This window comes from Cohnella hongkongensis (genome assembly GCF_042654645.1).
Taxonomy (GTDB): Bacteria; Bacillota; Bacilli; order Paenibacillales; family Paenibacillaceae; genus Cohnella; species Cohnella hongkongensis.
In genome coordinates, this window is sequence record NZ_JBHSEP010000003.1 from 334,191 (window position 1) to 358,385 (window position 24,195).

General features: G+C 59.2%; 23 protein-coding genes. 8 read left to right on the forward strand and 15 right to left on the reverse strand.

All coding sequences use genetic code 11. The features are described from left to right. Window positions 1-15: 15 nt before the first annotated feature. The 3 genes from narH to lpdD form a co-directional block, all read right to left on the reverse strand. Window positions 16-1,485: a nitrate reductase subunit beta gene (gene narH, locus ACFO3S_RS07040; protein ID WP_378093765.1), complete on the reverse strand. Its 1,470-nt coding sequence runs from the start codon at window positions 1,483-1,485 to the stop codon at window positions 16-18. Further along, the gene (locus ACFO3S_RS07045) at window positions 1,475-5,161 is read right to left on the reverse strand and encodes a nitrate reductase subunit alpha (protein WP_378093767.1); all 3,687 of its coding nucleotides are present in this window, start codon (window positions 5,159-5,161) and stop codon (window positions 1,475-1,477) included. The genes narH and ACFO3S_RS07045 overlap by 11 nt, the downstream gene beginning before the upstream one ends. Window positions 5,162-5,450: 289 nt before the next feature. Continuing rightward, entirely contained in the window at window positions 5,451-5,888 is a 438-nt protein-coding gene (gene lpdD / locus ACFO3S_RS07050; RefSeq protein ID WP_378093769.1) for a prenylated flavin chaperone LpdD, read from the reverse strand. A gap of 172 nt (window positions 5,889-6,060) precedes the next feature. Here lpdD and ACFO3S_RS07055 point away from each other — a divergent pair, with 172 nt between their 5' ends. The 5 genes from ACFO3S_RS07055 to ACFO3S_RS07075 are packed head-to-tail and all read left to right on the forward strand — an operon-like array spanning window position 6,061 to window position 8,770. Further along, window positions 6,061-6,294 carry a DUF2249 domain-containing protein gene (locus ACFO3S_RS07055; RefSeq protein WP_378093771.1) on the forward strand — a complete coding sequence of 78 codons (234 nt, stop codon included), beginning with the start codon at window positions 6,061-6,063 and terminating at the stop codon, window positions 6,292-6,294. Next, the gene (locus ACFO3S_RS07060; protein ID WP_378093773.1) at window positions 6,294-6,620 is read left to right on the forward strand and encodes a hypothetical protein; all 327 of its coding nucleotides are present in this window, start codon (window positions 6,294-6,296) and stop codon (window positions 6,618-6,620) included. The genes ACFO3S_RS07055 and ACFO3S_RS07060 overlap by 1 nt, the downstream gene beginning before the upstream one ends. A gap of 18 nt (window positions 6,621-6,638) precedes the next feature. Beyond that, entirely contained in the window at window positions 6,639-7,196 is a 558-nt protein-coding gene (locus ACFO3S_RS07065; RefSeq protein WP_378093775.1) for a DUF2249 domain-containing protein, read from the forward strand. Between the two features lie 13 nt (window positions 7,197-7,209). Continuing rightward, the gene (locus tag ACFO3S_RS07070; protein ID WP_378093777.1) at window positions 7,210-8,442 is read left to right on the forward strand and encodes a hypothetical protein; all 1,233 of its coding nucleotides are present in this window, start codon (window positions 7,210-7,212) and stop codon (window positions 8,440-8,442) included. Between the two features lie 25 nt (window positions 8,443-8,467). Next, window positions 8,468-8,770: a metal-sulfur cluster assembly factor gene (locus tag ACFO3S_RS07075; protein ID WP_378093779.1), complete on the forward strand. Its 303-nt coding sequence runs from the start codon at window positions 8,468-8,470 to the stop codon at window positions 8,768-8,770. Window positions 8,771-8,840: 70 nt separating this feature from the next. Here the strand turns inward: ACFO3S_RS07075 and ACFO3S_RS07080 are convergent, their stop codons facing one another. The 6 genes from ACFO3S_RS07080 to ACFO3S_RS07105 form a co-directional block, all read right to left on the reverse strand. Beyond that, window positions 8,841-10,358 carry an MFS transporter gene (locus ACFO3S_RS07080; protein ID WP_378093781.1) on the reverse strand — a complete coding sequence of 506 codons (1,518 nt, stop codon included), beginning with the start codon at window positions 10,356-10,358 and terminating at the stop codon, window positions 8,841-8,843. 196 nt (window positions 10,359-10,554) lie between these two features. Continuing rightward, window positions 10,555-11,226, reverse strand: coding sequence for a molybdate ABC transporter permease subunit (gene modB / locus ACFO3S_RS07085; RefSeq protein ID WP_378093783.1), 672 nt, complete (start codon window positions 11,224-11,226; stop codon window positions 10,555-10,557). Then, entirely contained in the window at window positions 11,223-12,020 is a 798-nt protein-coding gene (gene modA / locus ACFO3S_RS07090) for a molybdate ABC transporter substrate-binding protein (protein ID WP_378093785.1), read from the reverse strand. The genes modB and modA overlap by 4 nt, the downstream gene beginning before the upstream one ends. A 421-nt stretch (window positions 12,021-12,441) precedes the next feature. Then, entirely contained in the window at window positions 12,442-12,969 is a 528-nt protein-coding gene (locus ACFO3S_RS07095) for a DinB family protein (RefSeq protein WP_378093787.1), read from the reverse strand. Continuing rightward, window positions 12,966-13,457, reverse strand: coding sequence for a DinB family protein (locus tag ACFO3S_RS07100; protein ID WP_378093789.1), 492 nt, complete (start codon window positions 13,455-13,457; stop codon window positions 12,966-12,968). Before ACFO3S_RS07100 ends, ACFO3S_RS07095 begins: the two co-directional genes overlap by 4 nt. Window positions 13,458-13,500: 43 nt before the next feature. Beyond that, window positions 13,501-13,845: a winged helix-turn-helix transcriptional regulator gene (locus ACFO3S_RS07105; protein ID WP_378093791.1), complete on the reverse strand. Its 345-nt coding sequence runs from the start codon at window positions 13,843-13,845 to the stop codon at window positions 13,501-13,503. Between the two features lie 148 nt (window positions 13,846-13,993). Here ACFO3S_RS07105 and ACFO3S_RS07110 point away from each other — a divergent pair, with 148 nt between their 5' ends. From ACFO3S_RS07110 to ACFO3S_RS07120, 3 genes are all read left to right on the forward strand, one after another. Continuing rightward, complete coding sequence (locus ACFO3S_RS07110; RefSeq protein ID WP_378093793.1) at window positions 13,994-14,941, forward strand: aldo/keto reductase family protein; 948 nt, start codon at window positions 13,994-13,996, stop codon at window positions 14,939-14,941. A gap of 554 nt (window positions 14,942-15,495) precedes the next feature. Further along, window positions 15,496-16,149 carry a TVP38/TMEM64 family protein gene (locus tag ACFO3S_RS07115; protein ID WP_378093795.1) on the forward strand — a complete coding sequence of 218 codons (654 nt, stop codon included), beginning with the start codon at window positions 15,496-15,498 and terminating at the stop codon, window positions 16,147-16,149. Window positions 16,150-16,302: 153 nt separating this feature from the next. Continuing rightward, entirely contained in the window at window positions 16,303-17,253 is a 951-nt protein-coding gene (locus tag ACFO3S_RS07120; RefSeq protein ID WP_378093797.1) for a substrate-binding domain-containing protein, read from the forward strand. Between the two features lie 108 nt (window positions 17,254-17,361). Here ACFO3S_RS07120 and ACFO3S_RS07125 read toward each other — a convergent pair whose 3' ends face one another. The 6 genes from ACFO3S_RS07125 to ACFO3S_RS07150 form a co-directional block, all read right to left on the reverse strand. Further along, window positions 17,362-19,053 carry a methyl-accepting chemotaxis protein gene (locus tag ACFO3S_RS07125; RefSeq protein ID WP_378093799.1) on the reverse strand — a complete coding sequence of 564 codons (1,692 nt, stop codon included), beginning with the start codon at window positions 19,051-19,053 and terminating at the stop codon, window positions 17,362-17,364. A gap of 261 nt (window positions 19,054-19,314) precedes the next feature. Continuing rightward, complete coding sequence (locus tag ACFO3S_RS07130; protein ID WP_378093801.1) at window positions 19,315-21,753, reverse strand: heavy metal translocating P-type ATPase; 2,439 nt, start codon at window positions 21,751-21,753, stop codon at window positions 19,315-19,317. A gap of 30 nt (window positions 21,754-21,783) precedes the next feature. Beyond that, a complete protein-coding gene (locus ACFO3S_RS07135; protein WP_378093803.1) occupies window positions 21,784-21,987 on the reverse strand; it encodes a cation transporter in 204 nt (67 codons plus the stop codon). Between the two features lie 138 nt (window positions 21,988-22,125). Further along, window positions 22,126-22,479, reverse strand: a complete 354-nt coding sequence (locus tag ACFO3S_RS07140) for a metal-sensitive transcriptional regulator (RefSeq protein ID WP_378093805.1) — start codon at window positions 22,477-22,479, stop codon at window positions 22,126-22,128. 62 nt (window positions 22,480-22,541) lie between these two features. Further along, window positions 22,542-23,810: a serpin family protein gene (locus ACFO3S_RS07145; protein WP_378093807.1), complete on the reverse strand. Its 1,269-nt coding sequence runs from the start codon at window positions 23,808-23,810 to the stop codon at window positions 22,542-22,544. A 78-nt stretch (window positions 23,811-23,888) separates the two neighbouring features. After that, window positions 23,889-24,158, reverse strand: coding sequence for a hypothetical protein (locus ACFO3S_RS07150; protein WP_378093809.1), 270 nt, complete (start codon window positions 24,156-24,158; stop codon window positions 23,889-23,891). Window positions 24,159-24,195: the final 37 nt, after the last annotated feature.

Sequence of the window (24,195 nt, forward strand, 5' to 3'; positions counted from 1 at the left end):
GCAGCTCCTCCTCGGTCAAAATACGCCGCAAGCGCCCGGTCCGCCCATGAAGTCCAGACCGCAGCCGCCCTGCTCGTTGTACAGATCGGCCACCTGTTCCCGGTGAGCCGGCGGAATGACGAAGCGGTCGTCATACTTGGCGATCGCCAGCAGCCGATACATGTCTTCCACCGTTTGCGCGCTTTGCCCGATCTCCTCCAGCATAGCCGGGTCGCTGACGCGTCCGGTCTGCTTGTTGCGCATATGAATCCGCATGACCGCCATCTTGCGTAGCACCTCCCGGATCAATTCCGAATCGCCGGCGGTCAGCAGGTTGGCCAAGTATTCGACCGGAATCCGCATGTTGTCGATCGCCGGGAAAATGTCGTCGGGGTCCAGCGAGCTGCCCTTTCCCTCGATCCGGTTCGTGATCGGGCTTAGCGGCGGCACGTACCACACCATCGGCAGCGTACGGTACTCCGGATGCAGCGGCAGCGCGATCCGCCACTCCATGACCATCTTATAGATCGGCGAGCGCTGCGCCGCTTCGATCCAATCCTCCGGAATGCCTTCCTTGCGCGCTTCCCGGATCACCTCGGGATCGTGCGGATCGAGGAAAACGCCCATCTGGGATTCGTACAGATGCTGCTCGTTCTCCACCGAAGCCGCAGCCTCGACTTTGTCCGCATCGTAAAACATCAATCCGAGATAGCGAATGCGTCCGACGCACGTCTCCGAGCAGATCGTCGGCAGACCGGCTTCGATCCGCGGGAAGCACAGCGTGCACTTCTCCGCCTTGTTCGTCTGCCAGTTGAAATACACCTTCTTGTAAGGACAGCTCGACACGCAGAACCGCCACGCTCGGCACGCGTTCTGGTCGACCAGCACGATGCCGTCCTCGTCCCGCTTGTACATCGCTCCCGACGGACAGGACGATACGCAAGCCGGATTGAGACAGTGCTCGCATATGCGCGGCAAGTACATCATGAACACTTGCTCGAAATCCATCTTGATCTCCTGCTCCAGGCCTCGCATATTCGGGTCCTCAAGCCCGGTGACATGCGCTCCCGCCAAATCGTCCTCCCAGTTCGGCCCCCACTCGATATTCATGTACGAGCCGGTCACCTTCGACTTCGGTCTTGCTGTCGGCTGATGCTTCCTGGCCGGGCTGTTCGTCAGCTTCTCGTATTCGTACGTCCACGGCTCGTAATAATCGTCCAGCGTCGGCTGATCCGGATTGTGGAAAATGTTCAGCAGCCGCTTGCTCCGGCTTCCCGATTTCAATTCCAGCCTGCCATTCTTCAGCTCCCAGCCGCCCTTGTACCGCTCCTGATCTTCCCATTGCTTCGGATAACCGATGCCCGGCTTCGTCTCGACATTGTTCCAGTACATGTACTCCGCGCCGGGGCGGTTCGTCCATGTGTTCTTGCAGGTTACGCTGCACGTATGGCAGCCGATGCATTTGTCCAAATTCATCACCATGCCGACCTGGGCTTTAATCTTCAAGCCAGATCACCTCCTCCAGCTTGCGAATGATGACATGCAGATCCCGCTGGTTGCCGGTCGGGCCGTAATAGTTAAAGCCGTAGCTTAGTTGCGCGTAACCGCCGATCATGTGCGTCGGCTTGATATGGATGCGGGTCGGACTGTTGTGCGTTCCGCCGCGCGTCTGCGAGATCGGCGTTCCAGGCACGTTGATGTGCCGATCCTGAGCGTGATACATAAAGGCAACGCCTCGCGGAATACGGTGCGAGACGACGGCGCGGGCGACGACTACGCCATTGCGGTTAAAGCATTCGATCCAGCCGTTGTCGGCAATCTCCGCCTCGACGGCGTCCTCGTGATTCATCCATACCGTCGGTCCGCCGCGGAACAGCGTGAGCATCGGCAAGGCGTCGTAGTACATGCTGTGAATCGACCATTTGTTGTGCGGCGTCATGTAGTTCAGCACGATTTCCTTGCCACCCTCGACCGGCCGCTTGCTGTCCGGGTGGAATGGCGTATGCTTCAGCGTCGGCTTGAACGTCGCCAGCGTCTCCCCGAATTCGTGCAGCATTTCGTGGTCGATATAGAACTGCTGCCGGCCAGTTAGTGTCCGCCACGGAATAAGCCGCTCCACATTGGTCGTGAACGGGGAGTAGCGCCGTCCGCCCTTCTCCGAACCGCTGAAGGCGGGCGAAGTAATAACCGTCTTCGGACGGGAAGTAATCTCCTCGAAGGTAAAGCATTCTTCCGCCCGTTCCTCCGCCAAATCCTTCAGCTGCAGATCCGTTTTCTTCTCCAGCGATTCCCAGGCGCGAACCGCCATATGGCCGTTCGTTGTGGAGGACAGCGTCAGAATGGCCTCCGCCACCTTGCGGTCGGTGCTCAGATCGGGACAGCCTTCCGCCAGACCCTGTCTTGTCATACCCAGCACGCGCTTCAGCTTCTCGTACTCGGGAGCCGCCGACCAGGCGATTCCCTTCGTGCCTATCGGCTTGTCTCGGACCAGCGGACCAAGCGCGATCATCTTCTCGTAGACGGCTGCGTAATCGCGCTCCACCACGTGGATGTGCGGCATCGTACGCCCCGGGATCGCCTCGCACTCCCCCCTGCTCCAATCCCGAATGCGGCCTTGCGGCTGCGCCAGCTCGTCCGGCGAATCGTGCAGCAGCGGCGTCGCCACGATGTCATGCTGCGGCTGCTCGAACTGCTGGCCGGCCATCGCCGAGAACGTACGCGCCAATTCCTTGAAAATGTCCCAGTCGGAGCGCGATTCCCATTGCGGGGACACCGCGGGATTAAACGGATGCACGAACGGATGCATGTCCGTGCTGCTCAAGTCGCTCTTCTCGTACCAGGTCGCCGCCGGCAGGACGATGTCCGAGTACAGCGCCGTTCCGGCCATCCGAAAGTCGAGATTCACCATCAGATCCAGCTTGCCTTCCGGCGCTTGCTCCGCCCAGTCGATCTCCTCCGGCCTGAAGCTGTTGGCGTCGTCGTTTAGCAGACCGTTGGTCGTTCCGAGCAGATGCTTCAGGAAGTATTCGTGGCCTTTGCCCGAGCTGGAAATCAGATTCGCCCGCCATACGAACAGCACGCGCGGGAAGTTCGCCGGATCGTCCGGAGCCTCGATCGAGAATTTCAGGTTCCGAGACCGGAGCTGGTCCGCCACATAGGCGGCGATCTCCTCCTTGGTTCCGGCCCCCGCCCGCTGCGCGTCGCGGTACAGCTCCAACGAATTGCGGGTAAACTGCGGGTAGGATGGCAGCCAGCCAAGCCTTGCCGCCAGGACGTTATAGTCGGCCGGATGCGCATAGCGCGCTTTGTCGGCGAGCGGCGAGATCAGGCTGTCCATCGCCGTTTCCTCATAGCGCCACTGATCCGTCGCGAAATAGAAGAACGACGTTCCGTTCTGCAGCCGCGCCGGCCCTGTCCAATCTCTGGCAAAGGCGATCGTCTGCCAGCCTTCCGCAGGGCGCAGCTTTTCTTGCCCGACATAATGGGCCCAGCCGCCGCCGTTCACGCCTTCGCAGCCCGTCATGACGACGAGATTCAGAATCGCCCGATAGATGACGTCCGAGTTATACCAGTGGTTGATGCCCGCGCCGACAATAATCATCGATCTGCCCTTCGTCTCGTCGGCATTGCGCGCGAATTCGCGCGCGATCTGCACGACCGTCTCGCGATCGACCCCCGTAATTTTCTCCTGCCAGGCGGGAGTGAACGGCCGGTTCTCCTCTTCCTCCGCCAGCCGCGCCCCTTCCAGCCCGCGATCGACGCCGTACTTGGCCAGCACCAGATCGTAGACGGTCGCGACGGTCAGCGACTTGCCGCCGCTGACGATTCGCTTGACCGGTATCGCCCGCTCCATGACATGCCGGCCGTCGTCGTCGAAGTAAGGCTGCCTGATCGTCACCGTTTCGTTGTGAACGCCCAGCAGCGACAGCCGCGGATTAATCGGGCGCCTCTCATCGGCCGTCTCCATCCGCAAGTTCCAGGCGCCCTCCTCGCCCCAGCGGAACCCGAGGCTGCCCTTCGGCACGGCAAGCGCGCCGCTGTCGTCGTCGTATACGACCGTTTTCCACTGCATGTTGTTGCCCTTCTCGCCCAGATCGTCCGCGACAAGGAAGCGTCCCGCCGCATAGCCGCCGTTGCGCTCTTCGATCAGGACCAGATTGGGGAAGTCCGTGTATTGCTTGGCATACTGAATAAAATAATCCGTCGGCTTCTCGACGTAGAACTCCTTCAGAATGACATGTCCCATCGCCATCGCGAGCGCGCCGTCCGTCCCTTGCTTGACCGACATCCACGTATCGGCGAACTTGACGAACTCGGCGTAATCGGGGCTGACGGAGACGACCTTTGTGCCGCGATAACGGGCCTCGGCCAGGAAGTGGGCGTCCGGCGTCCGCGTCATCGGCAGATTGGAGCCCCAAACGACAATGTAGCCGGAGTTGAACCAATCGCTGCTCTCCGGCACGTCGGTCTGATCGCCCCAGATTTGCGGCGAAGCCGGAGGCAGATCCGCGTACCAGTCGTAAAAGCTAAGCAGCGGCGATCCGACCAGCGACAGGAAGCGCGATCCCGCCGCATAGCTGACCATGGACATCGCCGGAATCGGAGAAAATCCGATAATTCGGTCGGGCCCGTACTGCTTGATCGTATGAATCATCGACGCGGAGATCATCTGCGTCGCCTCCTCCCAGGAGGCGCGCACCAGATCTCCTTTGCCGCGGGCGGTTTTGTACTTCTTGACAAGCTCGGGATTGCCTGCAATGCTGGCCCAGGCCCGCACCGGATCGCCCTCCCGCCGCAGCGCTTCCCGCCACAGCTCGAGCAGAACCCCGCGAATGTAAGGATACTTCACCCGCAGAGGGCTGTATAAGTACCAGGAGAAGCTAGCGCCCCGCGGGCAGCCGCGCGGCTCGAATTCGGGCATATCCGGGCCTGTGGACGGATAATCCGTCGCCTGATTCTCCCAGGTGACGATGCCGTCCTTGACGTAGATTTGCCAGCTGCACGAGCCCGTGCAGTTAACGCCGTGCGTCGAGCGCACGACTTTGTCGTGCTGCCACCGTCTGCGGTACACGTCTTCCCAATTCCGATCGGCGGACGACACCTCGCTCCAACCGTCGGCATGCTGTTCCCGTTTGGCAAAGTATTTGAGCTTGTGAAACAATGGCGTTCTCGACTTGCCCATCGTTCTCCTCCTTATCTGGGTGCGGAGTATGTTCATCATCGGACGGTCTCATCCTAAATCCGTAGTTCAATGTAACATCGAGCGCTTTCGACCAACTGTGACCGGCATCACCCCGTCATCAAATCGACACAAACGCTTGCCGCAACAGCGCCTCGACCGCAGCCGCCGCAGAGAGGCCCGCTGATCGGGTCGATAAGCCCGAACGTTCTCCGGCATGCAGTAGACGCAGCCCAGGCTGCAGCGATCCGTCAGCGAAATGCGCAAGCCATCGTGAACGCTGCCGAATGGGTCAATGAGACGTTTCACCATTCGCGCCGCTCTCCTTTGCCCGGTCCTCCCATTCGACGAGAACCTGTCTCATCCGCTCGCGCGCCTCCGCAACGATCTCTTCAATCTCTTGTGCGGACGGCCGGTGCAGGTGGATGCCCGCCACGACGACGGCTGTGCGGCGCAGAGCCTGAGCGGCCATCATCGCAAGCTCGGCCGCCAGATCGTCCTCGCGGTGTCCGGGAAGCGACATCACGCCGCTGCGAACGCCGTCTTCCCCCTCAGGCCAGTACGCCGTCGCCGCCGCGCCGACGTGCGCCTCGCCTCCCGTCACAAGAAACACGACATCCCGCCCCATCGCATAGCCGCGAATGTTCACCTTTTCCGGATGCAGCGGCTGCTTCCGTTGTCCGGCTTTCCTCCGGCCGCTCCCCATACGCCTCGTCCCTTTCCTCTCCATGAATGCTCCATAAGTATAGGTTCACCGTCCCTCTCAGGCTGTGACTGACATCACTCTGCGCAAGCCTTCAGGCGCGAAATCCGCTCCATATGTGATCGCGGTCACAAAGTCCGGGAACCGCCTGCTCTATAATCAGAGGCGTAAGGCATCTACTCCCGAGGAGGAATGTAAAATGAGTTCCTATGCCGCTACCGTTAACGCTACGGAATATCCGCCGCATCTGAAGCACAAAGTCATTTTCGAAACGTTCGAGCGTCTGGCGACGAACGAGTCTATGCTGCTCATCAACGATCATGATCCCGTCCCTCTGCGTTATCAGTTCGAAGCGAATCACCCGGAGCATTTTACATGGGACTACATTGAACGCGGGCCTGCCGTCTTCCAGGTCAAAATCGGAAAAGTCTGATGGCAGCCGTCGATATCGTCGACGAGAGGACGATCAAAATTACCGTCACGTTGGAGGATGCGGTCTCTATGGTTCGGGAGGCGGCCCGTCATATCGACGAGTATGCTTCCGAGATTGTGAAGATTTACGAGAAAATGCCCGAGTTTCACTATACGTATTTCTGCTTTTACGCCTACGACTCGGCCCGGCTGTTCGAGAGCATGCTCGGCATCGACCCGAAGGAGTACACTTCCTTTTCGCTGGACGCACCCGACTCCTTCTTCTACTCTTTGTACGGCGGCATGGCGGGCTTGTACGAGGCGGCCAAGCAACGGGAGACCGGATAATCGAGGAGGTGAGCAAGGATGGAGCGACAAGAGGCCAGAGTCGTCGAATTGGACGTCAGGCCCTATCTTCGCAAGAAGATGGAGCCGTTCCAACTCATTATGGATTCGGTCAAAACCCTCGGCAAAGACGATATCTTCGTCCTCCACGCCACTTTCAAGCCGACGCCGCTGTTCGGCGTGCTGAGAGTGAAGGGCTTCGCGGGAAAAGCCGAACAGATCGGTCCGGAGCATTGGATTTCGACTTTCGTGAACAAGAAAAACAGAAGCTGGCTCGAGGAAGGGGCTTCCGAGGATGAAGCTGCGGATGAAAATGAAGCGCCCGATGTCAGCGGAGACGCTCCCGCTCCAGAGGGGGAGCCCCGCTCGATCGTTCTGGACAACCGCGGGTTGGAGCCGCCCAAGCCGATGATCCGCACGTTGTCCGCGCTCGATCGCTGCCGGCCCGGAGATGAAGTGCTCATTCACAACGACCGCGTACCGATGTTCCTGATCGAAGAGCTGCACAGTCTGGGCTATCCGTATACGGTGGAGGAGCAGCCCGACGGATCGGCCAAGGTGAAAATACGTAAAGCGTAAGGAGGCGAGAACGATGTCCCGTCTCCCCTTTCTGTTTATCGTAACGGGGATCGCAGGATTCGTGCTGTTCCATGCGGCTTCCCTGCTTTCGTTATCCGGGTGGCTGGGCGAGGAAGTGCGCGGTCCGAACGGTTGGTTCCACATTCATTTGTTCGTTCTGGGATGGGCGACCATGCTGGCCATGGGCGCCGTATATCAACTGATCAATGTGATTTTGCAATCTTCGCTGTACAGCGAAGGGCTTGGCTACGCGCACTATGCGCTGTTCACCGTCGGTCTGTCCGGTCTGCTGATCGGCTTTATGCGGGGCGAGGTTCTCTGGATCGCCGCCTTCGCCTCGCTTGCCTTCTGCGGCATCGTCGCGTTCGCCTGGAATATCGGCGCGACGCTGTTGCGAGCTGCGAAGTGGAATGCGATCACGATCAGCGCGGCTTGCTCGGTCATCTGCCTGCTGCTGACCGGCTTGTCCGGGATGGCGCTGGGACTGAACTTCGCCACCGGCATATGGGCGGGGCACCATGATAACCTGTTCGGCGCTCACATCTGGCTCGGAACGATCGGCTGGTTCGGTCTGCTGATTACCGGCTTCAGCTACAAAATGCTGCCTATGTTCTACCTCGCGCACGATTATCCGACAAAGCTGCAGAGCGCCGTCACGCTCTTGTGGAATGCCGCGGTATGGATCGGCGCGCTCGCATTTCTGGCCGACTGGAGCATATGGGCGATCCAATCGGCGCTGCTTCTGCTTGCGGCGGCGGCCGTATTGTACAATCTGCACCTGCTGCAGATCAAGAGCAAACGGCACAAGCGCAATCCCGGACCGGGAATCAAGTGGTCGATATACGCCAGCCAGGCGTTCGCCTGCATGACGATCGCGCTGCTCGTCTATGCGCTCCTCTATCCGGAACGGCTGCTCCAAAGCCGCTCCGTTGTCGTAGCGGGATGGGCTTATTTGGGCGGATGGGTTTCCTTCACGATTCTCGGCTACGCGTCCAAAATCGTTCCCTTCCTCTGGTGGACGCACAAGTACGGAAAGCAAGCCGGCAAGCCCGGAACTCCGTTGATGGCCGACCTGCTGGACGAAAATAAAGCAAACCTCGGACTGGCAGCGATCGCCGCAGCCAGCCTTGTCCTTCTGGCGGGGCTCTCGTCGGGCTCGCCGACGCTGATCTCGATAGCCGGTACAGCTTTATCCTTGCTTTCCATCGCCTATATTTCGTTGATCGGGCTCGTATTCGCCCGCTAATTCTAATGAAATGGGGTTGATTGCAGTGGCTCATAGCGAAGAACGTCTGCGCGAGCTGTTAAAGGAAGTTTACGACCCGGAACTGGGCATCAACATCGTGGATCTCGGCCTCGTCTACGAGGTTCGCGAAGAGCCGGATCGTATTTACGTCAAGATGACGCTGACGACTCCCGGCTGTCCGTTGCACGATACGATCGCCGGAGGCGTCAAATGGGTGCTGGCGGAACGAACGGGCCAAGCGGACGTCCATGTCGACATCGTCTGGGAACCGAAATGGTCCCCCCGCATGATGTCGATGGAAGCGAAAGAAACGCTTGGTTTTCTCTAAGGCTTCGATATTAAGAAATGGCGATGCAGGGATAACCCTCGCACCGCCATTTCTTTGCTGTTGCGTCATTTCACCCTTCCCGGACCGTTCGTCGATTCGAGCCGATGTCGCTGAACATGCCCGCATAGTTCTTCACCTCATCGGCATCGTTCTTGATCGCCGTAACGCTTAACCATTCCAGGTAGATCTCTCCGTTTTTCCGCCGATTCCAGATTTCCCCTTGCCAGTAGCCGTTTTCCCGAAGGGAGCGCCACATCTCGTCATAGAAGCTCTTGTCCTGCTTGCCGGACTTCAGAATGCTCGGCTTCCGGCCGATCGCCTCTTCGGCCGTATAGCCAGTAATCGCCGTAAAGGCGGGGTTAACCGATGTAATGACGCCATTCGTATCCGTAACCAGAATCGCTTCGATCGTGTTCTCCAAAATGTTGGCGGATAGTCTGAGTTTGTCCTGGAAGAACATCCAGTTGACCAGCACGAAGCTGGCTAAGGCAATTTGCGAAAGCGCCATAAAGCCGATTGCGTACTGTCCGGATAGATTATAGATCGCCGTAAGCAGCAGCGGCGGGAAGAAGCCGCCCAAGCCGCCCATGGCCGATATCATCCCGTTGGCGATGCCCGCCTGCTTGGTGAAGTAGAGCGGAACGAGCTTGAAGATCGTCCCGTTGCCGGTCCCCGCGCACAGCGCCACGGTCAAACAGCCGACCGTATATAGCTCCATCGACGGCGAGAAGGACAGCACGACCGCAGCCACCGTTAGTCCGGCGAATACGAGCATTAAAATCTTGAATGGATTAAAGCGGTCGCCCAGCCAGCCTCCAACCGGCCTCATCGCCGTAGCAAGCACGATGAAGCCCGCCGTGCGCAAGCCCGCGTCCACTTTCTCCAGACCGAAGTGGCTCACCAGAAAATTCGGCAGGTATACCGTAAAAGCAACGAACGAACCAAAGGTCAGAAAGTAGAACAGGCACAGGAACCACAGCTTTTCGTTGCCGGATACCGCTTTAATCTGCTCCATAATCGGCGTCCGAATCGGCGCTTCCTTCCGGTCTCCGATCAGGAAGTTGAGCCCGGCCAGCAGGACGAGCATCACGCTGTAGAACATCACCGTTTTCGACCATCCGATCGAACTGGCCAGCACCGGAGCTCCGAAAGCGGAAATGGCGGTCCCCAAGTTGCCGATCCCGTAGATGCCGTTGACAAAGCCATGCCGTTCCCTCGGATAATACTTCGGCAACGATGTGACGCCTACCGAAAATACGGCGCCGCCGATGCCGAGAGACACGCCGCCAACGATCAGGTCGACGAACGAGTCTGCCAGACTCACCCAGAAAACGGGAGCCAACAGTAAAACAAAGCTGATCATAAACAGCTTGCGCGCTCCGTACCGATTCGTCCAATAGCCGTACGGAATGCGCATAACCGAGCCGATCAGGACCGGAATCGCCGTCACCCATGCCAGCTGCGATGAAGTCAGTTGAATATCCTCTTTAATAAAAGGCATTAACGAAGACAAAATCACCCACACCATAAATCCCAATACCAAGCTTACCGTTTGCAAAGGCAACTGAAACTTTTTGGCATCCTGCATCTGAGCAGCTCCTTTCATCCTTCTCTGTCTGGTCGGACTCGTAGTCCAATGTACATCGACAGGAAGAGGCGCTCTGTGACGGCGGTCACCCTGGCTTGCGGCTTTCCGCCGCAAAGTCAAGATCGTTCATAAAACGGACAAAATCGGAATCGGACCGGATAAAATGAAATGACCAGCCTGCCGTCAACCGGCGAGGCTAGTCATTTTTCGTTCGAGCGAACAGCAGCAAGAGGAATGAAACCGCGATCATGGACAGCGTCCACGCCCACGCCATCGTTGCATTGCCGGCGTCGACGGCCAGGTAGATCGCGGTAGGCGTCGTCTGGGTTTTGCCCGGTATGTTGCCGGCGATCATCAGCGTGGCGCCGAATTCCCCGAAGCCTCTGGCAAACCCCAGAATATAGGCCGTCAGGAAAGAGCGATATGCAAGCGGCAGCGTAATGTAGGCGAATACCTGCCGCTCGTTCGCGCCGGCGGAGCGAGCCGCATCCTCGAGGCCGCGATCCACGGAGGAGAAGCCCGCCTTCATCGTCTGATACACAAGCGGGAAGGAAACGACGACCGCGGCGATGACTGCCGCCCACCACGAGAAGACGATCGGAGCGGAGAACAGCCACTCCGCAAACCGGCCGATCCAGCTTCGCCTTCCGAGGCCGACGAGAAGCAGAAATCCGACGACCGTCGGCGGCAGCACGAGGGGCAGCATAAAAACCGTCTCAAGCAGCGTTTTTCCTTTGAACGAACGTCGGGTCATCCATCTTGCCGCCGCCGCTCCCAACGCCATCGACGCCACGCTCGACAGGAGCGCAACCTTCAGCGACAGCGCAAGGGGGGACCAGAACGCCGGCCAATCCATATTTCCGATCATTGGGCCGCCGGAATGGAGAAGCCGTATTTCACGAAGACGTCCTGAGCGGCCTGCGATTGAAGATAGTCGTACAGAATCTTGGCTTGCTCGGCGTTTTTCGTCGCTTTTACGATCCCGATCGGATACTCCACGGGCGCATAAGATTGCGGATCGACGGCGAAGGCGATGCTCACTTTATCCGAGGTGAGCGCATCGGTTTTATATACGAATCCCGCATCCGCATTGCCCGTCTCTACATATTGAAGCACTTGACGAACGTCCTTCGTCTGCACGAGCTGCGGCTGCAGCTGATCCCACAATTGCGCGTTGGTCAGCGCCTCTTTGGCATAGCTGCCGGCCGGAACGCTCTCGGGAATGCCGATGGCGATCTTCTTGATCTCGGCCGACGTCAGATCCGGCGCGCTTGCGGGACTCGCCCTGCTGTCCGCCGGAACGACGACGACCAGCTCGTTGTTTAACAGATTGGTCTGGCGCTCGATAAGCTGCTTGTCGGCCAGCGCCTTCATGTTCTTGGTCGCGGCGGACAGAAACAAGTCGGCAGGCGCCCCTTGCTCGATCTGCTGCTGCAGCGCTCCCGATGCCCCGAAATTGAACACGAGCTTGATGGCCGGGTACGCTTCCTCGAAAATCGGCTGGATTTCGTTCAGCGCGTCGGTCAAGCTTGCCGCCGCCGAAACGATAAGCTCGGTCCGCTTCGCCGAATCGGACCCGGTTGTCGAGCCGCAAGCCGCAATCGCCAGCAACAGGGCGGCGACAAGCAGAGAAATCAGAAATCTTTTCGCGATACTGCGCATTTTGGCCCCTCCAGATTATATCTAAATATACCTAGATATAATTGAGTATTATAAAATCTATTGAAGCGAATGTAAATGAGCAATGAAATGGATCGATGATCTCCTTTCTCGCCGTCAACTCGATGCGCATCTTGATGGCTTGTACTTCATTATATTGATCAAGAGCTAAGCGAAAGTGATCGCCGTCACAAAAAATCATTTCAATTATATTTATTTATATCATTTTATAACTAAATATATTTAATGGGACGGACCTCACTTGGCCAGTCGCGAGAAACGCCCAAGCCTAAACGGCTTACGCCGTCCTTGGGACCGGCGGGATAACGTTTATGTCGGGGGTGATTCAGATCAGGATAGCGGATTTTATAATTTCTGAATCGCAAAAAAAAGCCCCAAACGGCCAATGCGGCCCGTTTGGAGCTTACTTCCTGTTCAAGATGCCCAAATATTCGATCCATGGCCCGACGTCCTGCCGATACCGCTCGGCCATGACCCGAACGATCTGGGAGATGTGCGTCAGATCGTGAACGACCCATGTAGACAGCAGTTCCCTTGCCTTTACGGTGCCGAACGCAGGATGCGTGCCGACCGCTTCCAGAAGATCCTCCGATTGGACCAGCGCCCTTAGCCTGCCGGTATTCTCCAACCGGGCGGTCCTGAATTCATGAAGCCGCTGAGCCATGGTTCTATCGGCTCCGGCATTCAGGTGGGAATACCGGTCGAACGGCGGAAACGGCTTGCTCTCCCCCTCCGATAGAATCCATTCGAGCCGCGGAATCCAGTTTGTCCGCTCCCCCTCGATGAGATGATCGACGACCTCGGCGGCGTTCCATGTTCCTGCGCCCTCGTTGCAGCTTAACCACGGCTCGGACAGGCCGCCCAGCAGCGTTTCCAGCGTCGGGGGCGTGCGCTCCAGAAGTTCAAGCGTCTGCTCCAGATTAAAGTTCATGAGCCTGCTCCTTTTTCATCAGAATGGGGCGCAGCGATCATTCTCGAATAGACAATGAAGTCCAAGCTCACCGGACTGCCCGACTGCCGCCGGATCGCGCTGTTGATCTGCCCGCGATGGTACTGTCCGTGGAGCGCCACATGCGTTAAAATGTCGCGAATCGACGTGCGGAACTTCGCTCCGCTCTGGTTTTTGTATTCGACGATCCGATCGAGATCCTCGTCGGTCAGCCCGTCGATGTAGCGCTTGTAACGCTGCTCGTTGTCTTGGGCGAAGGACTCCAGCGATGCGAGCTCGCTATCCTCCCACAAAGACCATCTGGCGCTGCTTTTTCCTTCCAGCCGGGTCAGCCATACGAGCTCCGCAACGAGAATGTGGCGAAACAGCCTGCCGATTTCCTTGCCGGCCTCCGGGTGATCGCGCAGGCCGGCAAGCAGGCTGTCGTTAGCCCATGCCATGTGAGTCATCATTTGCCTTATCGTTCGCATTTTCAGATCCCTCCCCGAATTTGTCGGTGCGCGTCCCGCCCGCTCAAGTCCAACGGGCCGCCCACAGCTTCATCTCGTGGCAGATGACGTGCAGATCCTGCCCCTTAGGCGTCAGCGTATATTCGACGGTTACCGGGACCGTCGGATAGACGACCCGCTCCAGGACGCCCTGCCTTTCCAAATGACGCAGCGTGCTCGTCAGCGCCCTCGGGCTGACGTTCGGTATTTTGCGCTGCAGCTCCCCGAAGCGGAGAGTGCCGCCGAACAGCTCGCGGATGACGAGAAACGCCCACTTCCCTCCCAGAACGTCCAGCGTTTTCTCGATGTTGCATTCGATATGGATCGGGGTTTTCGGAATATAGCTGCTTGCTTTTTTAACCGTGTTCATGAGCCTGACCTCCAAGCCAACCACTATATTCAAGTATAGTAACTTGTCTCTCTATAATAAAGTAAAAAACATTTCACTTCTTCAAATTGTATACGAACTTTTATAGAATGAGAAGGAAGCGAGACGATTATGGAGGAGGTTACTGAAAATGAAATACCGGAGACTGGGCGGAAGCGGACTTAAAGTCAGCGAAATCAGCTTGGGGAGCTGGCTTACATACGGCGGTTACGTAGAACGGGAAAATGCGGTTCAATCGATCAAGACGGCGTACGATCTGGGCATCAACTTCTTCGATACGGCCAACGTGTACGAAAAAGGCGCGGCGGAGGAGCTGGTCGGGAAAGCGCTGAAGGCTTATCCCCGCGAATCTTACGTGCTGGCCACGAAGGCGTTCTGGCCGATGGGAGACGGGCCGAACGACCGCGGCTTGTCGCGCAAGCACGTTATCGAGCAGGCGCATGCCAGCTTGAAGCGTCTCGGCCACGATTACGTCGACATCTTCTACTGCCACCGGCACGACCCGGAGACGCCGCTGTACGAAACGCTGCGGGCGATCGACGATCTCGTGCGCCAAGGCAAGGTGCTGTACGTCGGCGTCAGCGAATGGCAGGCTTCCCAGATCGCCGAAGCGCTTGGCGTCGCCGATCGCTATTTGCTCGACCGCATCGTCGTCAACCAGCCGGTCTATAATATGTTCCAGCGCTATATAGAGAAGGAGATCATTCCGCTCAGCGAACGTTCCGGCATCGGGCAGGTCGTCTTCTCGCCTCTCGCTCAAGGCTTGCTGACGGGCAAATACTCGTCGGCCTCCGACCTCCCGCAGGACAGCCGAGCGGCGAAACTGGAATGGGTGCGCAACGGGATCACCGAGGAGAAAATCGCCAAGGTGAAGCAGCTGGAAAGCATCGCGAAGGAGTTGGACATCTCTGTCGGCAATCTTGCCCTGGCCTGGATCTTGCGCCAAAGCAACGTGGCCAGCGCGCTCGTCGGCGCCAGCCGTCCGGAGCAGGTGACGGAAAACGCCAAAGCGTCGGGCGTCGAGCTTGGCGAGGACGTCCTGAACCGCATTGAGAACATTCTGGAAACGGCGAAGTGAAGAGGGCAAAAGTGGTCGTCACCGGCGGAAGCGGCATGCCCGGACGGCGGGGCGTCCGCCATTTCGCAGAGACGGGTACGAAGTGCTGATCGCCGGCTCCCGTCTGCCGAACGAATCCGTCTGTCCGACGTTTATCGCCAGCTTGAAGAATCTCGGCGAAATTGCTCGGCTGGCAGCCCCGGCACCGTTGTCGGGACGAGATCCAAGCAAAAACGCCTTCGGCGTCCTTGGGATCGACAGGATCACGATAAACGCAGACAGCCGCCCGGGTTCGCGAATCCGGGCGGCTGCCTTTTGCTTTTTTCTCGGATGAATATGACAGTCTTGCCGTCGATCGCCGGCTTCAGCGCTTCGCGAGCGTCGGCGACCTTTCGTTCATACTCGTCCAGCCAGGCTTCCGCACGTTCCGGCTTCCCAATCACGTCCGCCGCAATCGCAGCGTCTCCCTCCAGCCTTCTTCCCCGGTAAACACGTATATGGAACCGACTTTAGCTGGCGTCTGTCCTCGAACTCTTCTATGATAAAGAAGATCTCATTCCGGAGGATTCCTGTACATGCTTCGTAAAACTAGCGTTGCCCTGCTTTATCTCGGCATTGCCGCCCTCCTCTACGCCTATGGCGATCCGATGCTCGCCTGGCTGCGGGAATCGGACCATCCCCTCCTCGTTACGCTTGCAGCCACCGTGCTGGCTCTGTTCCCCGTCGTACCGTACCCGCTCGTCGGAGGCGTCATTGGCGCGGCGTTCGGCCCCGCAGCGGGAGCGGCGATCGTATGGACGGGATCGACCGCTGCGTCTTTGATCATGTTTCTCCTGCTGCGGTACGGCTACCGGGACTGGGGACAGCGGCTGCTGAACCGCTACGCGGGCGTCGCCCAAGTCACCCGCGCGTTCGAGCGGAACGCCTTCCTGGCCATTATGTTCGCCAGAATGCTCCCCTTCATCCCGTCCGTCATCGTTAACGCCTTCTCCGCGCTCAGCCGCGTGCCGTTCGCGTCCTACGCCGTCGCTTCCGCTCTCGGCAAGCTCCCCGCCATGGCGCTGTTCGCCCTGCTCGGCGACCAGTTCGTCGGCCATCCGGGCCATATCCCGGCGATCGCCGCCATATACGGCGCGTTTCTGCTCGCTTCGCTCGGCGTCTACCGCCTTTGGCAGAGATCGGCGTCCGGCCGGCCTCGCGGCCGTTCCGAAGGGGCTGAGCGCCCTTAAGCGGGCATCGCGGGCTTGCCCCGGGCACAGATTCGGCGCGAGTGGGTTGAAGTCAGCGATCACCTTATTCGGAAGAGCTGATTGCTAGAGGCCCCGGTATGGTACAATGAGGCCAGAGCTGCCTAACATCTCTCAAGCAGGAGGCTGCGACGAATGACCAGCGATCCATCCTACACGACCGAAGAGGTCGCCAACCTGTTGAAAATATCGAAGCTGACCGTATACGACCTGATTAAGAAAGGCAAGCTTCCGGCCTATCGGGTCGGCAAGCAGATGCGGGTCGAAGCGGCCGACCTCGAAGCATACAAGCGCCGAGCCAAGGCGCCGGCTCAGCCCGCCGCGCCTGCGTTCGACGATTTTCCCAGCGGCCGGCCGGACGCTCCGTCGCCCGCTGTCCTGCGCTCGATCGTCATTACGGGTCAGGACTTAAGCCTCGACATTTTGTCGAAGCATCTGGAGAACCGATTAACCGGCTTTCGTCCCCTGCGCTCCTACGCAGGCTCGCTGGACAGCTTGATCTCCATGTACCGGGGAGAATCGGATCTGGTCAGCACTCACCTGCTCGACGGGGATACCGGCGAATACAACCTGCCCTATATTCGCAAAATTCTGGTCGGTTCCTCGTACCGAGTCGTGAACCTGCTGTCCCGGCAGGCCGGATTGTACGTGCGGAAGGGAAACCCCCTCAGCCTGAAAGCCTGGAAGGATCTCGGAAAGCCGGGGCTGCGCCTCGTCAACCGCGAGGTCGGCTCCGGGGCAAGGGTGCTGCTGGACGAGCAGCTGCGGCTGAACGGGATAGACCGCGCCTCGGTCTCGGGGTACGACAGAATCGAGTCCAGCCACCTGGCTGTCGCGGGCAAAGTCGGGCAAGGAGAAGCGGACGTCGGCGTCGGCATCGAGAAAGCGGCGGCGATCGTCGGCAACGTCGACTTCGTTCCGCTTATTCGCGAACGCTACGACCTCGTCATGAGGAAAGCTCCCGGAAACGCCGAGTGGATCGAGGCGGTCATGGACATTCTGCAATCCGAAGCCTATTTGAACGAGCTCCGCGCCATTCAAGGCTACGATCTGTCCCAGACGGGACGAATCTGGCTGGAGGTCTGAGAAGCACCTCAGCCGCCCTCTCAGGAACGCCTTTCAGGGCCGGCGCACAAAGAAATCGGGATAAGCTTCGCAGCTTATCCCGATTTCTTTGTGGGGAATCCTGTATCTTTAGAGCGTAAATTTCCGGACGAGCTTCTGCAAATCCTTGGCGATATCCGACAGCATCTGCGACGAGCGGGTCATCTCCTCGCTCGAAGCGAGCTGCTCCTCCGTCGTGGCCGCCACCTGCTGGGACATGCCGGCCGTTTGTCTTGCGATATGTCCCATATTCGAGACGGACGCCGCCACTTCCTCCGAGCTGGCCGCCAGCTGCTCCGCCGATGCCGCCGCCTCTTGCACCCGAGTGGACACTTCGCCCGTGGAGGCGACAATCTCCTTGAACGATTGCTCGGCAAGCTCTACGGCGATGACGCCTTCCTGCACTTCCTGAAGGCTCAGCTTCATCGCCTCCGCTGCGGCAAGCGTATCCTTCTGAATCGCCTCGATCCGTTCGATAATGCCTTTGGAGGATTCGTCGCTTTGCGCTGCGAGCTTGCGGACCTCTCCTGCGACGACGGCGAAGCCCTTGCCGTGTTCTCCGGCTCTCGCGGCTTCGATGCCCGCATTCAGCGCCAGCAGATTGGTGCGGTAAGCCAGTTCGCCGATCAAGCCGGAGATTTCGCTAATTTGCGTCGACTGCTCCTCCAGCTTCATAATCGTCAGGCCAGCTTGCTCGACCGTCTCCGACAAGCGCTGAATGCGCCCGGTCAGTTCGACCATTTTGAGCGAGCCGTTGTTCGCCTGCCGGGCCGCTTGCTGGGACAGATCCGACACTTCTCCCGTCGTCTCCGCGATCCGCTGAACGCCAACCGCCATCTCGTCCATGACGCGCCCGCACTCCACCGCCGTGTTCGCCTGCTCCTCCGAACCGGCCGCTACCTCATTGATCGACTCCGATACGTGTCTGGCCGCCTCCGAGTTTTGCCCGGAGCTTGCATACAGCTGCGCGGATGCGGTCGCCACCGAAGTCGACGCTTCCTGCATCTGCTGGACGGACTGGCGAAGCGCCAGCAGCGTCTTGTTGACAGACTCCATCATATCGCCGAATTCGTCCTTGCGATCGACCCGAAGCAGATCCACCTTCAGGTCGCCTGCGGAGATGCGGTTCATGACGGCCGTCGTCGCCTTCAGCGGCTTGGTCAAGTTCGCGATCAGCACCCATGCCAGCGCGGCGACCACAAGAAGTACGACTGCGCCCAGAATAAACAGCAAAGTCGACGTGCTGCGATAGATTTCGGCGCTCTCCTCCTGACTCCGCTCTGCCCCCGCCTGGTTGAAGTCGACGAGCGCGTCCACGGCCGCTTTAAGCCGGCTTAGCGATTCGAAAGCATCGGCAGTGGCCGCAACGAGCTCCGCCTCCGTCGCATTCGGAATCGCCATTTTGGCCAGCTCTTTTTGGAACTGCTCCCATTCCTGGACCAGAGTCTCGTAGTAGCTGGCGTCCTGCTCGTTCGCCAGCGTTTGTCCGTAATTTTGAATATCCGCGTCAATCGCCGACACCAGCTGGTTTCTCGCTTCGGTCAGCTCCATCGCTTGCTGTTGAGTTTCGGCAGTGGTCGTCTGATAATAATTCGTCAAATATCGTTCGATGTTCAGATTAATGCTCATAATCTTCTCAATTCCGACCAGCCAATAATCCGACACTTCATCCGTAAAGCTGCTCACCTTTTTGATTTGCGTCAGTCCCGTGAAGGCCAAACCGAATACGAATACCATTAAGATAGCGAAAGCGCCCAGCAGCTTCGTCCTTACCGTTCTCATCAACTTCCCCCTGTTCCATGGTGCCTTTAGCAAATCGCAGGCAATCTATAGCTATCATAGAAGGGGAAGGGACAAAAAACCATAAAAAATAATAGCTAAACTGTCATAATAAGGATTTCAAATCGACAATTTTCTTCCTTTTTTGCGGAACGTCTTCGTGCCCGGCGGCAGGGCCGCTTTCGCCCTGCTGCCGAAGGAGAGCAGGGCGGCGTCGAGCAAGCTTCCCAGAAGGTACGGATCAGGTCAAGCGGCCGGTCCGCCTTACCCTCGCCTTATGTTGACGCGCTGCAGCCGCAGCGCGTTCAGGACGACCGACACCGAGCTGAGCGCCATCGCCGCGCCCGCAACCCAGGGCGCGAGCAGGCCGACGGCGGCGATCGGAATGCCCAGCGTATTGTAGCCGAGCGCCCAGAACAGATTTTGCCGAATGTTGCTCATCGTCTTCCGGCTCATCGCGATCGCGTCCGGAATGCCGGCCAAATCCCCTCGCATCAGCGTAACGTCTGCGGCCTCCATCGCTACGTCCGTCCCCGTGCCGATCGCCATCCCGATGTCCGCCGTCGCCAGCGCGGGCGCATCGTTAATGCCGTCGCCGACCATGGCGACTTTGTTCCCGGCGGCCTGAAGCCTGCGAATTTCCTGCGCCTTCCCTTCGGGGAGCACCTCCGCCAGCACGGTCTCGATCCCGACCTGGGAAGCGATCGCTCGGGCGGTCCGTTCGTTGTCTCCGGTCATCATCACGACGTTGATGCCCAGCCCCCGCAGCCGGCGAACGGCTTCGGCGGACGTTTCCTTGACCGTATCGGCCACCGCGATCAGCCCGGCATAACGGCCGTCGACGGCTGCGAGCATCGCCGTCTTGCCCGCCTGCTCCAGTCTGGTCATCTCGTCGTATGCCCGGCTCGCGTCCACGCCGCAGCGCTCCATGAGCTTGCGCGTTCCGACGAGCAGCCGTCTTCCCTGCGTCTCCGCCTGAACGCCGTAACCGGGAATCGCTTCGAACGACTCCGCTGCGGCGATCCGGATGCCTCGGCTTTCGACGCCGGCGACGATCGCCTCGGCGAGCGGATGCTCGGACTGCAGCTCCGCCGCTCCGACCAGACGGAGAAACTCCGTTTCGTCGATTTCCGCAACGACGTCGGTCAGCTCCGGCTTCCCTTTCGTCACCGTTCCGGTCTTGTCCAGAACGATCGTATCGATCTTGTGCGTCTGCTCCAGATGCTCGCCGCCCTTGAACAGAATGCCCATCTCGGCCGCTCGTCCAGACCCCGCCATAATGGAAGTCGGCGTGGCCAGTCCGAGCGCGCAGGGACAGGCGATGACCAGAATCGCGATCGCCTTCTCCAGCGCCTCGGCGAAGTTGCCGGGCGCGACGAACCCGTACCAGACGAGGAACGCCGCGACTGCGATTCCGACGACGATCGGCACGAAGACGCCCGAGATGACGTCGGCCACTCGCTGGATCGGCGCCTTGGAGCCCTGCGCATCTTCGACGACTTTAATAATCTGGGCGAGCGCCGTATCTTTGCCGACCTTGGTCGCTTTCACGCGAAGCGCTCCGTTTTGGTTGACCGTCGCTCCGACGACCGCATCGCCCGCTTTTTTCTCGACCGGCAGGCTTTCTCCGGTCAGCATCGATTCGTCGACGGAAGACGCGCCTTCCAGCACTTCGCCGTCGACCGGAATTTTATCTCCCGGACGGACGAGGACGATGTCGCCGGTCAGCACGTCCTCGACCGGAACGGTCAGCTCCTGCCCGTCGCGCACGACGCGCGCCGTCTTCGCCTGCAGCCCCATCAGCGACTTGATCGCCTCCGAGGTGCGGCCTTTGGCTCGAGCTTCAAGCCGCTTGCCCATCAGGACAAGGGTGATCAGAATCGCGCTCGTCTCGTAGTACAGCTCCGGTCCGTCATGCCGCATGCCGTCGGAGGTATACCAGTCGGCCGTCAAGCTCAAGCTGTAGAAGAAGGCGGCCGAAGTGCCGAGCGCGACGAGCACGTCCATATTCGCGCTGCCGTTGCGCAGCGCCTTGTAGGCGCCGACGTAGAACGGCCAGCCGACATAAAATTGGACCGGGGCCGCCAGCAGCAGTTGAAACCACGGCTCCATGAACAGTCCGGGCAAATACATCCAGGACGTAAACGAGAAGTGGGCGACCATGCTCCACAGCAGAGGCAGCGACAAGACGGCGGACAGGATCAGCTTGAACGTCTGTCTGCGAGCCTCTTTCGCCTTGCGGTCATCCGCGTTCGCTTCCTCTTGGCGGACGATCGCCCGGTAACCGAGCCGCTTCACCCGGCTTTGCATTTCGCCGACCGAGAGCCGGCCCGGTTGAAACTCCACGCTCGCGGATTCGAGCGCGTAGTTGACGGAAACGCTCGTCACTCCCGGAAGCTTGGCCAGTCCTTTCTCGATCCGGTTCGCGCAAGCCGCGCACGTCATGCCCTCCAGCTTAAAGCGGACGACCTCCTTGGCGGTGTCGTAGCCCAGCTTGCGAACCGTCTCCTCCAGGCGTTCGATGCCGACGATCGCCGGATCGTACGTCACGTTCGCCTGCTCCGTCGCGAAATTGACATGAGCGGAGGAGACGCCTTCCAGCTTGCCGAGCCCTTTCTCGATCCGATTGGCGCAAGCCGCGCAGGTCATGCCGGTAATATGCAAAGCCGTCTGTCTGGTCTCGTTCGTTGCCGTTGTTTCCACGATCGCCCACTCCTTCGCGCATCGAGCCGGTTAGGCCCGCACGTCGTATCCTTGATCTTCGATGGCTGCTTTGATTTTATCGAGGGTCGTTACGCCCTCTTCATAAGTCACTTCGACCAGGCCGTTTTTCAAATCTACCTTGCCCGCCGCCCCGATTTCCTTCAGCGCCCCTTCGACCGAACTTACGCAGTGCTGACAGCTCATTCCTTCGACCTTAAGCGTTGCTTTCGCCATTGCTCATCAACCTTTCGATATGGATTGGATGTTGTTTCGTGAACTTAGTATACCCCTCTACCCTATATTTAGTCAAACGATTTTTGTCTCTCCCTCCGCGCAAAACAAAAAAGGGCCGCATCTCGCCGCCCGTTCCTGTTACTTCATCATTTTGTTCATGGTCGTCATCAGCTCTTCGATGACGTCCATGTCGCCTTCCTGGATCCGTTCCACGACACAGCTTTTCATATGGTTCTCGAACAGCAGCTTACCTACCCCGTTGAGCGCCGATTGTATGGAGGCAATCTGGTTGAGCACGTCGTCGCAATACGTGTCCTTCTCGATCAGGCCCTTCACGCCGCGCACTTGACCTTCGATCCGGTTCAGACGGCTGATCAGGCTGTTTTTCACTTTGTCGGAGTGATGGCTTCTGCGGGCTGTCCCGCCTTCTTCCGAGCAGCACTCCGGTCCGTGACCCGTGCCGCTCTCGAGCTCATCCGTCGACATCTGCATGCGAATCGACCTCCCTTCCACTTCTACTAATATACTCCCATCCCCTATAAAAGTAAATGCCGCTACCGGACGTCCCCCGGATGAAACACCGCCCCCGCAAACAGAATGCACCCTGTGGCCCGATCGACGATCGCGGCGATAAAGGGACGGTCCACCGTCATGTGGAAAGGCTGATCCGGCGGCGCGGCTCCAGCCAGCATCTCCACCGACGTCGCGGCAGCCGCTTCGGTGCCCTTCTCGTCCAGACTAAGCGCGGTCCGATGCTTAACCCGGCTGATGAACAGATTGGGCGGCTCGGGCGCCATCGCGGAGAAATCGGCCCGTTCCGGATCGAACGCCTCGCTCATTCCGGAACGCTTCAGCTCCTCCTCCAGCCCGGCGGAGTACTCCAGCTGCACTCTAGGAATGTCGATCCGCCCTTGATGAAAGTCGTACGGCTCCGTCAGCCGCTGCGGCTCGTCGGCCAGCGCGCGGGCCAAATCGGGCACCGAAACGCCCTCGTCCGGCATCAGAACGGCCAGATAAGCGGAACCGTTCTCGCCGTAGGGGAGCCGAACCGCTTCGTAGCCGTCCTTGCCGGCATACTCGTAATAGCCGCCGGCGCTCATCATTTTCACCGGAAGCGTTAGCGCGTCCGAGATTCGGAATCGGCCGTCCGTCGTCCTCTCGGGGTCGAACGGCCTCTTCCAGGCGGCGTTGAAATAGACCGCGTTCAGCACGTACATGGCCGCCTCCGCTTCGGTGTTCTCCAGCATCCGCTCGATTCTTCCTCGGGTCGCCTGCTCCGTCCATTCGTTGATCTCTTCCAGCGTGGCCGGATCGGCAAAATCGGCGCGCCGGACTTCCGCTCCGAAGTCGTCCCGGCTTCTGGCAACGAAATCGTCCAGGAACGGCTTGCCCTCTTTTAGCCACAGAGAGCTCGCGATGCTGGTCTCGACTCCGTCATCGGCCGGATGGCTCAGCAGATCGATAAGCACCCGATAGCCTTGTCCGACCTCGTCCGCGTCCCGGCCGCCCAGCCCGAGCGACTCGAGCATCTCGGCGCCGGTTCGGCCCGCTCCCCCCGTCGATACGAGCGCAAGCGCGGCCGTTATGCTGACCGGGGAAAGCCATACGTTCTCGGCCGGACGTTCCGCCATCAGCTTCTCGGCCAACGACAGTCCGAAGCCGTTGGAAGCCTGAACAAGGCCGGGATCGACGTCCTCGGCCGTATATGCGCTCTTGATTCGTTCGACATGCGCGTTCGGGCTTGCCCCCTGATCGCCGGCGCGGCCGCAGCCCGCACAGAGAAGAATAATCGTCAGCCCCCAGACGATTGCTTTTTTTCGCATGCTCATCCCCCATTCCTTTGTCTTCATTCGGACGTTTTTGGACTGGGAGATGTTGCAGGGCGGTCTCAGCCCGTCGTTTTACTGCTCCAGGGCGTTCCGTGCAGCGACGACGAATTGCTCGAAGAACGCGTCGTCCTCCTCCAACCGTTCGTCCACCGCCTGAATTTCCTCTTCGCTGCCCGGCCCGTCGCTGAAATTCAGCGCATAACTCCAATTGTTTTTTCCGTTGTCGCTTTGAATCGTCACTTCGTAGCCCGTCTTATGGTTCTCGACCGCGAAGCGAACGAGGCCGACGTAACCGTTCTCCTCGTCCCGGGTCATTTTCGCGCTAACAATGGTTGCCTTCATGCTGTCACCTCCTCGTCGTTCCTGGCTTTTCGGAAGA

What these genes read in the sequence shown, in the direction of transcription:
- ACFO3S_RS07045 (WP_378093767.1), bottom strand. Translation starts at nt 5,161, where the DNA reads ATGGGCAAGTCGAGAACGCCATTGTTTCACAAGCTCAAATACTTTGCC.
- lpdD (WP_378093769.1), bottom strand. Translation starts at nt 5,888, where the DNA reads ATGGAGAGGAAAGGGACGAGGCGTATGGGGAGCGGCCGGAGGAAAGCC.
- ACFO3S_RS07055 (WP_378093771.1), top strand. Translation starts at nt 6,061, where the DNA reads ATGAGTTCCTATGCCGCTACCGTTAACGCTACGGAATATCCGCCGCAT.
- ACFO3S_RS07060 (WP_378093773.1), top strand. Translation starts at nt 6,294, where the DNA reads ATGGCAGCCGTCGATATCGTCGACGAGAGGACGATCAAAATTACCGTC.
- ACFO3S_RS07065 (WP_378093775.1), top strand. Translation starts at nt 6,639, where the DNA reads ATGGAGCGACAAGAGGCCAGAGTCGTCGAATTGGACGTCAGGCCCTAT.
- ACFO3S_RS07070 (WP_378093777.1), top strand. Translation starts at nt 7,210, where the DNA reads ATGTCCCGTCTCCCCTTTCTGTTTATCGTAACGGGGATCGCAGGATTC.
- ACFO3S_RS07080 (WP_378093781.1), bottom strand. Translation starts at nt 10,358, where the DNA reads ATGCAGGATGCCAAAAAGTTTCAGTTGCCTTTGCAAACGGTAAGCTTG.
- modB (WP_378093783.1), bottom strand. Translation starts at nt 11,226, where the DNA reads ATGATCGGAAATATGGATTGGCCGGCGTTCTGGTCCCCCCTTGCGCTG.
- modA (WP_378093785.1), bottom strand. Translation starts at nt 12,020, where the DNA reads ATGCGCAGTATCGCGAAAAGATTTCTGATTTCTCTGCTTGTCGCCGCC.
- ACFO3S_RS07095 (WP_378093787.1), bottom strand. Translation starts at nt 12,969, where the DNA reads ATGAACTTTAATCTGGAGCAGACGCTTGAACTTCTGGAGCGCACGCCC.
- ACFO3S_RS07100 (WP_378093789.1), bottom strand. Translation starts at nt 13,457, where the DNA reads ATGCGAACGATAAGGCAAATGATGACTCACATGGCATGGGCTAACGAC.
- ACFO3S_RS07105 (WP_378093791.1), bottom strand. Translation starts at nt 13,845, where the DNA reads ATGAACACGGTTAAAAAAGCAAGCAGCTATATTCCGAAAACCCCGATC.
- ACFO3S_RS07110 (WP_378093793.1), top strand. Translation starts at nt 13,994, where the DNA reads ATGAAATACCGGAGACTGGGCGGAAGCGGACTTAAAGTCAGCGAAATC.
- ACFO3S_RS07115 (WP_378093795.1), top strand. Translation starts at nt 15,496, where the DNA reads ATGCTTCGTAAAACTAGCGTTGCCCTGCTTTATCTCGGCATTGCCGCC.
- ACFO3S_RS07120 (WP_378093797.1), top strand. Translation starts at nt 16,303, where the DNA reads ATGACCAGCGATCCATCCTACACGACCGAAGAGGTCGCCAACCTGTTG.
- ACFO3S_RS07125 (WP_378093799.1), bottom strand. Translation starts at nt 19,053, where the DNA reads ATGAGAACGGTAAGGACGAAGCTGCTGGGCGCTTTCGCTATCTTAATG.
- ACFO3S_RS07135 (WP_378093803.1), bottom strand. Translation starts at nt 21,987, where the DNA reads ATGGCGAAAGCAACGCTTAAGGTCGAAGGAATGAGCTGTCAGCACTGC.
- ACFO3S_RS07140 (WP_378093805.1), bottom strand. Translation starts at nt 22,479, where the DNA reads ATGCAGATGTCGACGGATGAGCTCGAGAGCGGCACGGGTCACGGACCG.
- ACFO3S_RS07145 (WP_378093807.1), bottom strand. Translation starts at nt 23,810, where the DNA reads ATGCGAAAAAAAGCAATCGTCTGGGGGCTGACGATTATTCTTCTCTGT.
- ACFO3S_RS07150 (WP_378093809.1), bottom strand. Translation starts at nt 24,158, where the DNA reads ATGAAGGCAACCATTGTTAGCGCGAAAATGACCCGGGACGAGGAGAAC.